The following is a 13,358-nucleotide window of genomic DNA, read 5'->3' as shown; positions in this document are numbered from 1 at the left end:
CTTTCCATAATTGGTATGCAGATTTTCCGTCTTTACCTGCTTGTCCGTTTTCTCCTTTATCGCCTTTGAAAGCGGGATCTCCTTTAAGACTTTCTTTGTCAAGGGTGATGAGTGTGTATTTCTTACCGTCTTTTTCTACTTGTGTCGCTTTCAACCCGTCACCGAAATCCATGCGGAATTCGTTAAGCGGCATACTCCAGTTTTCTTTCCCCGGTGTATATGTATTGTTTTCCACTTTTCCGCCGAAGTACATATTCATCGGCAACGTAGCCAACGCTTTCAGTTGCGCCACGTTTACCGCATCCGTATCTTCCGTACCGGCTGCAACTCCCGTAATCTGGCGAGTTATCCCCTTTTCCACATCGCCGACCGATACGGCGGCAGCTGTCGATTTCCAGGTATACAAGCTGTTATTAATAGCGGTTTGTGATTCTTCGTATGCCTTTTGTTTCTCCGTTAAAGTTGTTTTTAATTTATTTAATTCGTGTTTCAACTTACTCTTCTTCTCTGCATTTTCACCGGCAATACACATCTTACCGCATACTTTTTCGATAGTCGTAACCTCTTCCTGTTTGGCGTCAACGGCTTTCTTCGCTTCTTCATAAGCGGCTTTAGCGGCAGTATATTTTTCTGCCAACGGTTTAAGTGCCGCACTGTTGCCAAGGGCTGCCGCTGCGCCCGCTTCGTCAAGGACTTTGCCCGTTGCCACATCGTAACCGAAGGCGCCTTTATCCCGTTTAGCAATAGCACCGCTACCCAAGGCGATACCGCCTTCTTTTTCCACATGCGCATTATGGCCGATAGCGACGACATCGGCTACGGTCGTTTCGGTTTCCTTATCTTGCGAACCGAGTAATACGCCGTGTTTGACCTTGGTCACTTTTTGCTTGTCACCCATGACCACGGTGGATTCGCTGTCGGTGGCCGTATTTTCAGAACCGATCATGGTTACGTGCGTGCCGTTCGTTACTGTATTTTTGTAGCCGTCTATCATATTAAATTCGCTGACTTTATTTTCCGTACCGGTCACGGTATTATTTACGCCGACCAATTGTGAATGACGTACATAATCCGCTACGTTACCGCCGCCGATAGCCAATACGGCACCGCCGGAGTTGGAGTCTTTAATCGACTTTTGTAATGTCGTTACCGTATCTTCCCATGTATTCAATGTCGTAAGGCCACTGGGAGCGCTAATCGAAGTAATAGAATTTGTCACTTTATTTCCGGCACCGTACACCAAAGTACCGTTAGCATTTTCTACTGTATTTGCTACCCCGACAATGCTGTTGGCAATACCGGATGAACCGCTATGTCCTTTGGAACGGATACTGTTCAACGAACCAACCACATTGGCGCCGAAGTTTTGCGGTCCGTATGTCACGCTATTAAATCTGCCCGCACCGGTAAAACCGCCGGTAATCACCGAATAGGCACCGTACATATTGGCAAAGGCGCCCTTGTTGTATGTATTCGTACCGATAGTCGTCATGCCGACAATATTCGACTCACTATCATTCGTGCTTTGCGTGATGTCAACACCGCCCATTTGATAACCTACAAAAGTATGCGAACCGATTTGAATACTTCCCGTACGGGCATAAGAATTTGTACCGATAGCGATACCGCCCGGAACTTTATCCGCATTTTTCGGCAAAGTATTTCCGCTACCCAAAAATCCGGGTTTATCAAAATTATCCGGCGTAAAGCTCAAGCCCCGTTCCTGTTTACCGCTGCCGTTCAAGACCTTCGCATGTTTACCGATAGCGATACTCGCCAAATCCAGCCCGTTCGTCGTAATTAAGGTATTATCACCGATGGCGACACTGCCTTCACCGTCCGCATTACCGCCGTTGCCTAAAATTTGTGCATTTCTGCCGATAGACACGGTACCGCCTTTAGATGCCAGTGCCTTTTCGCCGATGGCTACGGCACCTTTACCCTTTGCACCGTCATTTTTGTAATTGGAATCGTTGTCTTGGCTCTCGCCTTTCACCGAAATATAGTGAACGGCACTGTTCGTTACCATATTTGCAACCGCTTTCAATTGTGCCACGTTCACCGCATCATGATCCATAATACCGCCTGCAACATTGACAATGCGACGATAATTGGCTTTTACCTCCGTCGTATCTCCTACTTTATAGGCCGGATTCCCTACCGATACAATACCGGCCGCCGCTTTTACTTCTTCATTCGTATACAATGCCTTTCCGTCCATTGCTTCTTTCGCAATGGAATTGGCACCGATAGCTACACTGTTTTCATCATAAGCCAGAGCATTACTGCCTAACGCGGTTGATCCCTTTTTAAAGGCAATACTTTTGGCCCCCAATGCCGTAGCAAATTCATCCCGTGTATCCGCCCAATGACCGACAGATGTCGTTTCCTGTCCGTATGTACGGGCTTGTTTCCCTAAAGCAGTACTGTGATGCCCTCTTGCCACCGCCGCTACACCCACTGCGGTACTGTTCGTATCATGCGCTTCCGCCGCCGCCCCGATGGCCACATTTTGATAACCGAATGCACCGGCACGCATACCGATAGCCAACGAATTTTCTTGTGCTGTTTTGTTATGCACCGCCGGATTTGTATCATCATCTGTCGGTTGGAACGGCATAACAGGCTTCCACTCATCTCCGGGTTTCGGCATAGCCGTCCCTTTATGTTCCTCCGTAACAGGCCCTACATACGCCCCGTCACCGATTGCAATGCCCCGTGCAGCCGTATCCACCACACTACTGTTCGTACCGACAGCTATCCCGCGCTTGGCGGAAGAACCGGCATTCGTACCGATACTGAGAGCATATTGTCCCGATGCACTTGCCTGCGACCCGAAAGATATGCCATCCTCACCGGATACATTAGCATTCGTACCGATACCGATTCCTCTAGTATTCGTTACTTTTGCCTGCACACCCAGAGCCAGACCCTGTGCAGCCTCCACCTTTGTAGCATAGCCGATAGCCATACCCAATTGTGCCGTATTTTTAGCATCTACGCCAATTGCCATACCCCAACCGCCGGCAGAATTTGCTCCACTACCGATGGCAATGTCACTCGAATCGGTACTTTTTGCCTTTTCGCCGATGGCAATGCCTCCATTTTGCTTTGCCCCGTCATTTTTATAATTGGAATCATTGTCTTGGCTCGTGCCTTTCACCGAAATATAATGAACACCGTTCTTTGCCAACACCTGCAAAACAGCATTATATACAGCTTGTTGCTCCTCCGTTAATGTCGTTGCCGCCGGCGGTTCGGCCGCATACCCGGTGCTTGATACCATCAATGGTAATGCCATCACCAAGGCAGCCACAAGGCGGACTTTTGTGTTATTAAGTCGCCGTTCTGCTTTATACGTGAGCGTATTCGTTCGATTTGTTACATCATGTTTCATTGCTTTCACTCCTTTATATGTATATTTTTTCTCAGCATGATATAGTATTTTTTCATATTATTTTTCATATTATATATTATCATATTTTTTATTAATAACATAGTCCTTACTTTTTATTTACCTTGTCAGTCTTCTTTTTTCGTGATACAATTCACATAGAGTAGGATGTAGGCTGAATGGTAACATCGGTACGATCATCATCCTATCATACAATTTAGCATCGCTTGGATCTCATGACCGGGACGAATCAAAAACGATATTCTGATAATCTAGTAATTAGGAGTTATTATGCGTTTAGGAATTATAGGCACCGGTAATGTCGGTGCCTCTTTTTTATTGGCGTTGCGGCCCATTCTTTCTTCTATCGGAATTGTCGCTTCGCATGCGAACAAAACTAATTTACAAGCTCGACAATGGCATGTCACGCCCTATACGTTAGAAACGATCGCCGCCGCTTCGGATGTACTATTGCTCACAGTCCGTGATGACGTGCTACCAACGTTAGCAGAACAAATCAGTCATCATCTTGATGGGCATAACCCTATTGTCTTGCATTGTAGTGGTGCCTTGGATACAACCGTGTTGCAGGCAGTCCAACAAAAAGGCTGCCCCATCGGCTCGTTACATCCATTACAAACGGTGTGTCGACCGCAAGCGCAAATTTGGCAAGGTGTATATTTCGCAATTGACGGCATGCCCTTAGCACAACAAGCAGCACGTACCTTAGTCCAATGGCTCGGTGGCCATTCATTCACGCTGACTGCGGCCGCTCGCCCTACTTATCATGCAGCGGCGTGCCTTGCGTCCAACTATATAGTCACCATCTATACGCTGGCACAACAGTTACTCGCACCGTTTTTATCCACGGGCGATGCGGCGACCGCCCTTGCCCCCTTACTCAACGGGACGGTACAACATCTCTGTCAAGCATCAACTAGTCGAACCGCTTTAACGGGACCCATTGCACGTGGTGACATCCATACGCTAACGAAACATCTCCACGCATTACCACCGGAATATATTGATCTGTATATCTCCTTGGGCATACCCACAGCGGCGTTGGCTTTACAAAATAAAACTATTTCAAGCGAACAATATCAGGCGATATTATCCATTTTCCGCAATGTGAAAGGAGCTAATCATGCAAAAAATAACACATCTGACCATTCGTAAACAAAAACAAGAAAAGAAACCCATTACCATGATCACCGCTTATGACGTACTCATGGCAAAAAATGTCGATGAAGCTGGTATTGATATGATTTTAGTCGGCGATTCTTTAGGTAATGTCGTCATGGGTTATGATTCTACTTTGCCCGTTACCTTAGACGACATGATCCATCATACGGCATGTGTCGTCCGTGGTACTAAACACGCCCTTGTTGTCGGCGATCTCCCCTTTATGAGCTATCAAGAAAGCCCTCTCCAGGCCTTACGCAGTGCCGGTCGCATGATGAAAGAAGCACGCTGTGATGCAGTCAAGTTTGAAGGCGGACAACACGTATGCGATGCCGTGTACAAAATCACCCAAAGCGGTATTCCCGTTGTCGGTCACCTTGGCCTAACGCCGCAATCAGTACATCAATTAGGCGGTTTTCGCGTGCAAGGTAAGGACGAAAAAACCGCCCGAACCTTGCTCGATGACGCACTCGCTCTTGAGGCGGCCGGTGCCTTCGCTATCGTCCTCGAATGCGTACCAACAACCGTTGCCACTACTATCACTAATGCACTAACTACGGCTGCTACCATCGGTATCGGTGCCGGTAACGGTTGTGACGGGCAAGTCCTCGTATGCACGGATCTCCTCGGTATGACGACGGGTTTTCGCCCGTCCTTTGTCAAGCCCTATGCGGACTTGCATCACGTCATTACGACAGCCGTACAAGCATACATTCACGATGTTACTGAACGCACCTTCCCTGATGACGAACATAGTTTCACGTAATGCAGCAACAAGAATCAACCGGTTACAGCAACGCAGGTAAAACAAACGCACCTCATCTATGCTAAAAAATTAAACGCTCGAAAAAAGCAACTCGTCCTATGGGCGGGTTGCTTTTTCGTTCTTCACACCTCTCGCTGTCTATGGTTTGTTCGCAGCGAAATAGTGTTGAATATAACAAGTCATCTTATCTATCGTTTGTTGCTCTGTTTTCGTATTACAGATACAAGCATCGCCATATTGGCGATATAACTCATATCGTTCTTTATATAAGGTTCGTAATCTTGTCTTGCTTCCTTGTAATAACGGTCTATTTTCTCCTTGCAACGTCCGCATCAGTTGATATAACGGACGATATAGCCACAGAATATGCCCTGCTCGTTGCAATAAGGTCATATTCTGTGCTCGTAAGACAACGCCACCACCAGTTGCCACAAGGGTGTATTCATAAGTAGATACCTGTTGACACGCCTTGCTTTCCCAATCACGAAAACAGGTTTCTCCCCGGGCAAATAAAGAGGGAATGTCATGGTGGCTATGTTGCTCAATCCATTCATCTAAATCAACAAAGGAAAGTTCCATTTGTTGTGCCACTAAACGGCCCAATGTCGTTTTCCCAACGCCAGGCATGCCAATTAAAATGATATTATGTTTCACCATTAATTTGCTCCATCTGCTTGACAAGGTATTGAATATACGCGGTATGCCACGTTCGTTTTTGCCAGATTTCTTCTGCCCGTAGGGCCTGTGCAACTAACATGTACATACCGTTAATCGTTTGTTTTCCCTGTTGGCGTGCCTGCTGTAAAAGCCGTGTTTCTTGCGGACGATAAATAATATCGATAACGACATCACCCGTTCCTACCGGCAAAGTCATGAGTGGACTTGCCTCTATCTGTGGATACATACCGACCGGCGTGGCGTTGACGAGAATATCGCATGTAGGCCGGGCATATAGTTCCGCATAGGATTCAATATGTCCACCCCATTTTTCTGCATATAGGCAATCTGCTTTTTTTTGCAATGGTTGTCGCGAGATAAGACGGATGTTTTTTGCCCCTTGTGCATGTAACAGGGCAACGATTGCTCGGGATGCACCGCCTGTTCCCAAGACGACACAGGTTTTGCTGGAAATATTCACCCCATGTGCCTGTAATGCCAGGTGAAAGCCGTCATAATCGGTATTATATCCATACCGCTTTCCCGCTGCGAAAACAATGGTATTGACGGCACCAATAGTTTGTGCGGCCGGCGAAAGCTGATCTAAAAAAGGGATGACCTCCGTCTTATAGGGAATAGTCACATTGATACCTGCAAAACCCGCTGCTTCTATCTGCTGTAAAAGCACGTCCATATCGGTTTTGGCATAAGCAAGTAAGGTGTATGTATCATTTGTCCCCAGGTCATCAAATATATGTTGATGAATCTGTGGCGATAGGCTATGGGTATTATTTCCTAATAAGCCGAATTTCATATGTACCCTCCTCTTATCCCCTCACTATCTTCCCATAGGTCTAGTAAACTCCACGCCAAAGCAGCTTCTAAAACAGGAACAACGCGAGGTACTATACACGGATCATGTCGTCCTCGTATCGCCAGGGTAATGTTCTTTTCGGCGTGTACATCAATCGTTTCTTGCACTTTGCCAATAGAAGGAGTTGCTTTGATTGCAACTTGGCAAATAAGAGGCATACCATTGGTAATACCGCCGTTAATGCCTCCATTATGATTGGTCCGCGTATATACAGTGCCGTTTTCATAGTAGAATGAATCGTTGCTTGCAGATCCCTTCATCGTCGCCAAAGCAAATCCACTACCAAAGGAAACCCCCTTCACCGCGGGAATGGAAAAGAAGAAATGACTAAGAACGCTTTCGACACTGTCAAAAAAAGGAGTTCCTAAACCGGCGGGAAGACCGCTTGCCATTAGTTCGACTATCCCTCCTAAGGAATCGCCCTCGGCTTTCACATTACCTATGGCTTCTTCTATGCGTGGTCGTAGTGTACTATCTAGTAAGGGCAATGCTTGCGTTGTCAAGGTACACAAGGTATCTTTGCTTTCACCGAGAGCTGAAAAGGGGCGATCGCCAATGGTCCCCACTTGTAAAATGTGACCGCCCATATATACGCCACGGCGTTGTAAGATTTGCTTGGCGATGGCACCGGCAAAGACGAGCGGTGCCGTTAAACGTCCCGAAAAATGCCCTCCGCCACGATAATCGTGGCAACCGTGATAGCGTATATATGTGGTATAATCAGCGTGACCAGGACGAACTACACCAGCTTGATAGTCCTGTACTTGGCAATCTTCATTGTAAATGCGTATACAAAGAGGTGTGCCTGTCGTCTTGTCTTGAAAATATCCGCTTTCAATCGTATAGGCATCTGTTTCTTGGCGAGAAGTCGTCCATGGACCTTGTCCCGGCCGACGCCGTGCCATTTCACGTTGCACGGCTGCCCAGTCAATCGTTTCGCCTGGTGGCAACCCATCCAATACGGCCCCAATGGAAGGGCCATGTGATTCGCCAAAAAGGGTTAAACGCACACGCGTGCCAATGGTATTCATATGGTTTCCTCCTGTGTTAATATACCTCCTACTTTCTGTATGTCCTGCCAAAAACAGGGATATGATTTAACAACGGCTTGGGCGTCTTCAATTTGTAACGCGTGCTGACAAAAAGGTGCTAATATGGCCAACGCCATGACAATGCGATGGTCACGACTACCCGATACCGTTCCGCCGCGGAGCGGTGTCGGACCGACAATACATAACTGATCGGCTCGTTCCGTCACCGTTGCACCTAATGTTTGCAAGGCCGTTGCCATGGCATGAAGACGATCGCTTTCTTTGTATCGCAATCGTGCCGCATGATAAAGTCGCGTAACGCCTGTCGCTTGTGTGCCTACGGCAGCTAATACGGGAAATAAATCGGGACAACTCGAAACATCTATGTCTATCCCCTGTAAATTCGATTGCCTAGCCGTAAGTTTATCCCCTTCCCAACCTACGTGTCCGCCCATTTGTTGTAAAAGGGCAAGTATCTGTCGATCGCCTTGCAAGGAGTTACGATTTAACCCACTGCAAGTAAGGGTGCCACGCAAAACGCCCGCAGCCAACCAAAAGGCAGCTTGTGAATAATCTCCTTCAACGTGATAGGTACCAGCCCGATAGGTTTGACCGCCGCGAATGAAATAGACAGCATTTTCTTTCGCTTGAATCGCTACGCCGTGTTCTCGCAAGCACGCACATGTCAAATTAACGTAACCAGCCGATTCAAGAGGCGTTGTACTTATAACCGTGGAACTTTCTTTTAGCAGCGGCAAGACGAATAATAAGCCCGAAAAAAATTGAGAACTAATGTCCCCTCGTAAAGCCATAGTTCCTGCCGTCCAATGACCTTGTACCGTAAGAGGGAATGTGTGTTCGCTTTGTTGCCAATATATTCCTTGCTTCATACATAAGGCTTGATAAGGAGCCAATGAGCGTTGTGTCAATCGTCCTCGCCCCGTAAATAAAACTTTATTATCACTATATATAGCTAGAGGTAATAGCAATCGCAACGTTGAGGCCGATTCACGGGCATCACATACTATCGGGTGGGAATAGGACTGCATACCGCCTTGTACCAAATAGGTGTATCTATGAGGACGCACTTCCGCCTGTCGTTGGATGTCTACGCCCAAACTGCGTAAAACTTCAATGGTTGCTTCGATATCATCGGACGGTGTTATTCCCTTAATATAACTAGTATCCCGACTTAACGCAGCAGCAATCAAGTGCCGGTGCCCCATACTTTTCGAGGAAGGCACATCAATTTCACCTTGCCACCGTGCTGCCATAATTTGTAATTTCATATTGCCGTTCCTTTCAAATAAATTCCCACCGCGGAAAATAAAACAGGATATAATACGGCTTGTCCCATACGAGAAAGAACGACCAACGTAATCTTGTCACCTCGTCTTTTTTTATCTTGTTGCAAAAAAGGGGTCATTTTCTCCCACGGAATATCCGTGGTGATGGGCAAATGATATTGTTGTAACAGTTGTCGTAAGCGTTCGGTTACGCCTGCTTCGGTGAGGTGCAAGGTTTCTGTCTGTGCTGTCAAAAGGGACATGCCAATGGCAACGCTTTCGCCATGCGTATAGCTCTGAAATTGACCTGCTCCTTCCACTGCATGACCAAGGGTATGACCAAAATTCAATAGTTGTCGTTCCCCTCGGTCGTAGGCATCATGTTGTACAATTTCCCCTTTTATTCGACAGCAAGTCGCAATAATTTCTTCCCAATGAGAATAAATACGTTGTTCATCTAAGGCCTCAAGCTGTGTAATTAACCGTTCTTCACGAATACAACCGTATTTAATGACTTCCCCCATGCCATCACGAATAAACCGCTTCGGTAAAGTACGTAATAAGTCGGGATCAATCCATACACCATGAGGTTGATAAAAGGAGCCAACTTGATTTTTCCTGCCACATACATTAATCGCAACTTTTCCCCCAATACTGCTGTCAACCTGTGCTATAATCGTCGTTGGTATCTGGATAAAGGGAATTCCCCGTAAATAGGTAGAAGCAACAAAACCGCCTAAATCTCCCGTCACACCACCGCCTAAAGTAAGGATGCAATCTTGCCGTGTAATACCCGCATCCATGCATTGACGATAAATATCCATCGCCATATGCATGGATTTGCTTTGTTCTCCCGCTGGAAAAACAATCGGTTGTACGACTAAGCCCATGTTGTTAATACTACGTTCCAACCGTTTCCCATACCGGGCATACACATTCTGATCACTAATAATAACAACCGTCTTAGGTGCTAAGGACGTAGGAAAATAGTTTTCTACCTTATCGAGGATTCCCCTTTCAATATGAATGGAATATGTACGTTGCTCCGTTTTAATTGGAATCTCTATCATATGTGCCTCCTCTATCATCTATTGGCTATATTTCACGTCCTACTAACGGTGCTAACTGACGTAAATCATCAACTAACTGGCCAAAGGTTTCAGGTGTAATCGATTCTTCACCATCGCACCATGCTTCTTCCGGCCGGGGATGTACTTCTACCATAATGCCATCGGCACCACATGCAATAGCTGCCTTGGCTAAGGCTGGTACCATCCATCTTTTCCCTGAAGCATGGCTAGGATCAACAATAATAGGCAAATGACTTTGCCGTTTTACCGCTAGCACCGCACTGAGGTCTAAGGTATTACGCGTATACGTTTCGTACGTACGAATCCCCCGTTCGCACAATATCACATGCGGATTTCCCGCAGCCATAATATATTCTGCCGCCATAAGCCATTCTTCAATAGTCGCACAAAGTCCTCGTTTTAAAAGTACAGGTACCTGTGTTTTGCCTACGGCCTGCAAGAGGTCAAAATTCTGCATATTTCTCGCACCAATTTGAATTATATCCACTTTTTTTTCCAAAAAGATATCAATCATATGCGGTGCCATGATTTCCGTTACAACGGGTAAATGGGCTGCCCTTGCCGTACGACATAACATATCAAGGCCTTTTTCTTTCAATCCTTGAAAAGAATAGGGCGATGTCCGTGGCTTAAAGGCCCCACCACGCATAACCGTTGCCCCTAACGTTGCCATTTTTGTTGCCAAATACTGCATTTGTTCCATTGTTTCTACGGAACATGGACCAGCCATTATAGCGAGTTTTTTGCCGCCAATGGTACTACCATTTTTCAACGTAATAATCGTATCATCTGCATGAAAAGCACGGGCCGCTTGTGTATAAGGAACTTCTAGTGGAATAACTTGCTCAACGCAAGAAAATTGTTGCCACTGTTCGTAATTTCTTTGTTTTGTATTCCCCATAACGCGAAGCACCATTTTTGTTTTTTCTTCAATGCGTTCTATTTGTAACCCTTGTATTTGCAATGTATCTGTTAATCGTTTTATCTCCAATAAAGAACTACTTGATTTTATGATGATTATCATATTCCCTCCCCCTTATAACAAATGGTAAAGCAGACTCCTATGAGCCTGCTTTACCATTATTATAAGGTTTTTACCATAAACCATACTTGTATATCATCGGCTTAAAATGGATATAGCTATATCTGCTGTAACAACCTTATATTTTCATCCTATCAGTACACTCGAAAATAGAATTATATGCAATACCCTGATATTTCGTTTATCATATGCTGTTTTGAATACATTTGTCAATATTTTTTTACCATGCGGGAGGTATTGCCGGTGTAATCACCCGAAATGTATAGCCTTGCTCTTTAAAATAATGGATAATTCTCGGCAATACGGTCACCGTTTCACCATGCCCAGCGGAATCATGCATTAAAATGACTAAATGGGTATGTAAGTAGGGTTGTTGTTGTATTTGCGATACAATATTTTGATACGCCTTATCTGCCGTTTTACCCGTGCCATCCGCATCCCCCGTCAAGGAATTCCAGCCTACTTCAATATAGCCATAGCGTTTTATCGTATCCCAATAAGCTTTCGTAAAATGTCCAGCCGTACCGCCAGGAGCCCGTGTAATAATCGGTCGTACTTGTAAAATACGATATATGACATCTTCCGTCATCATCATTTCATCCATATAATTCTGCGGTGATGCATATAGTTTCTTATAATTATGCGTATAAGAATGCAAGCCAATGGCATTTCCCGATTCAAAAATAGCACGCACGATACTAGGATGTTTGACAACATTCAAGCCAACTAAAAAAAAGGTTCCCTTAATATTTTCCTGCTTTAAAATACGTAAAATTGCCGGTGTATTTTGTTTATCCGGTCCATCATCAAAGGTTAGATATACAACTTTTTTACCGTAATAATACTCTCGTTTTGCCCCATACGTAAGAGGTAAACCCTTTTCTTGGCGTTGTCGTATGGTATATCTGTCATAAACAGGTCGATTTTCATGTGGATCTGGAAGCGTAAAGGCATCATCAAGATAGGTTACTTGATCATTCTTCGGTGTAACGGGTTGAGCCATTATGGGTTCTTCCGCAGGTTGTTCTTCTTTAGGCATAATGGACGTTTTTTCTTGTGGCGATGTAGCCGGTTGCGTTGAAATAACACGCTGTACTACTGATTCGTCTTTTAACCCCGATGTAGCAGATTCCCGCGTAGCTTTTTCCAAATGGTAAAAAGCTAGACTGCCACTAATTCCCAATAAAATAATGACACACAAACTAATAATAATAATATGTTTATTTTTTCTCATTACTCATTCCTATCTCGACTCACACCATAACATACGTATTGTCGAATTATACATGTATCTCGATAGCCATCAGCAAGTACGCTAGCTTCTAAGTCAAGATCTGTTAAATCGTCTAATAAAGCTGACGTCATGCGATGTTGTACTGCATTATACCCCGTGCAAAAAAGGATTTTCGCACAGGCGGCTCCACGAAATAAGCCACGTGGATGCATAAGCAAGGTTGCCAGCATCGACGGGGTTACGATAGCCCCGTGTGCACGGCCCATGATAGCGGTTGCCGTTTCAATGCCTGCAACTTTATCTGCCGTCAACGCCATACCCAACATTTGCAAATTGACTACGCCAATCACCAAATCGCAATCTACTGGTAAGGGAACATCATTAGGTAGCGGTGCTTTGAGCCATTTATTTTGCGTATAATCCCCTTCAATGAGAATGTACCATGCTGGATGATGGTGTTTTATCTGATCAATAAGAGTAGGACTTAACCCTTCATAACAATCCTCTTCGTTTAACCGACTAAACCAAGCGGGCAAATGTCCCGTAGCAATGCGTTCCTCACAAAAAGCCATCCCTTTTTCTATATCGTCCGTACAAATCACATCAAATGGTTCTACATTATCTACTCTTGCACTGTCTACCGGCACGGTACTACTCACCAACAATGGATATTTATTTGCATGGCCAAACGTTCCCAAGCGTTCTAAAACAGTTGTTTTTCCTCCTGCACCTAAAATCATTGTAATCCCCGGTCTTAACATACGTAGCCACCGATTATCTGCTGTCATAGCTATATCTCCC

General features: G+C 45.3%; 11 protein-coding genes. 2 read left to right on the top strand and 9 right to left on the bottom strand.

The window, feature by feature from the left end; genetic code table 11:
* Window positions 1–3,397: hypothetical protein (locus tag HMPREF3182_RS07825; protein WP_328587214.1), on the bottom strand; the 3,397-nt coding region annotated here is incomplete at its 3' end.
* A 288-nt stretch (window positions 3,398–3,685) separates the two neighbouring features.
* Here HMPREF3182_RS07825 and HMPREF3182_RS06555 point away from each other — a divergent pair.
* Window positions 3,686–4,570 (top strand): Rossmann-like and DUF2520 domain-containing protein, encoded by an 885-nt coding sequence (locus HMPREF3182_RS06555; RefSeq protein WP_062486406.1) that lies wholly within the window; start codon window positions 3,686–3,688, stop codon window positions 4,568–4,570.
* Window positions 4,539–5,342 carry a 3-methyl-2-oxobutanoate hydroxymethyltransferase gene (panB, locus tag HMPREF3182_RS06550; protein ID WP_082718224.1) on the top strand — a complete coding sequence of 268 codons (804 nt, stop codon included), beginning with the start codon at window positions 4,539–4,541 and terminating at the stop codon, window positions 5,340–5,342. The genes HMPREF3182_RS06555 and panB overlap by 32 nt, the downstream gene beginning before the upstream one ends.
* Window positions 5,343–5,480: 138 nt before the next feature.
* Here panB and HMPREF3182_RS06545 read toward each other — a convergent pair whose 3' ends face one another.
* The 8 genes from HMPREF3182_RS06545 to yqeC form a co-directional block, all read right to left on the bottom strand.
* Window positions 5,481–5,999 (bottom strand): shikimate kinase, encoded by a 519-nt coding sequence (locus HMPREF3182_RS06545; protein ID WP_062486403.1) that lies wholly within the window; start codon window positions 5,997–5,999, stop codon window positions 5,481–5,483.
* Complete coding sequence (locus HMPREF3182_RS06540) at window positions 5,986–6,813, bottom strand: shikimate dehydrogenase family protein (RefSeq protein WP_062486401.1); 828 nt, start codon at window positions 6,811–6,813, stop codon at window positions 5,986–5,988. The genes HMPREF3182_RS06545 and HMPREF3182_RS06540 overlap by 14 nt, the downstream gene beginning before the upstream one ends.
* On the bottom strand, window positions 6,810–7,904 hold the full coding sequence (gene aroC / locus HMPREF3182_RS06535; protein ID WP_062486398.1) for a chorismate synthase: 1,095 nt from the start codon (window positions 7,902–7,904) through the stop codon (window positions 6,810–6,812). The genes HMPREF3182_RS06540 and aroC overlap by 4 nt, the downstream gene beginning before the upstream one ends.
* A complete protein-coding gene (gene aroA / locus HMPREF3182_RS06530; protein WP_062486395.1) occupies window positions 7,901–9,193 on the bottom strand; it encodes a 3-phosphoshikimate 1-carboxyvinyltransferase in 1,293 nt (430 codons plus the stop codon). The genes aroC and aroA overlap by 4 nt, the downstream gene beginning before the upstream one ends.
* Window positions 9,190–10,260, bottom strand: coding sequence for a 3-dehydroquinate synthase (aroB, locus tag HMPREF3182_RS06525; RefSeq protein WP_062486392.1), 1,071 nt, complete (start codon window positions 10,258–10,260; stop codon window positions 9,190–9,192). Before aroB ends, aroA begins: the two co-directional genes overlap by 4 nt.
* Before the next feature lie 25 nt (window positions 10,261–10,285).
* The gene (aroF, locus tag HMPREF3182_RS06520; protein WP_062486389.1) at window positions 10,286–11,305 is read right to left on the bottom strand and encodes a 3-deoxy-7-phosphoheptulonate synthase; all 1,020 of its coding nucleotides are present in this window, start codon (window positions 11,303–11,305) and stop codon (window positions 10,286–10,288) included.
* Between the two features lie 238 nt (window positions 11,306–11,543).
* Complete coding sequence (locus HMPREF3182_RS06515) at window positions 11,544–12,557, bottom strand: polysaccharide deacetylase family protein (protein ID WP_062486386.1); 1,014 nt, start codon at window positions 12,555–12,557, stop codon at window positions 11,544–11,546.
* Window positions 12,557–13,345, bottom strand: coding sequence for a selenium cofactor biosynthesis protein YqeC (gene yqeC / locus HMPREF3182_RS06510; protein ID WP_007393323.1), 789 nt, complete (start codon window positions 13,343–13,345; stop codon window positions 12,557–12,559). Before yqeC ends, HMPREF3182_RS06515 begins: the two co-directional genes overlap by 1 nt.
* Between the last annotated feature and the right edge of the window lie 13 nt (window positions 13,346–13,358).

Source organism: Megasphaera hutchinsoni (genome assembly GCF_001553405.1).
GTDB lineage: Bacteria > Bacillota > Negativicutes > Veillonellales > Megasphaeraceae > Megasphaera > Megasphaera hutchinsoni.
Note: the sequence above shows the minus strand (reverse complement) of the source record. Positions and strands in the feature narration are given on the sequence as shown.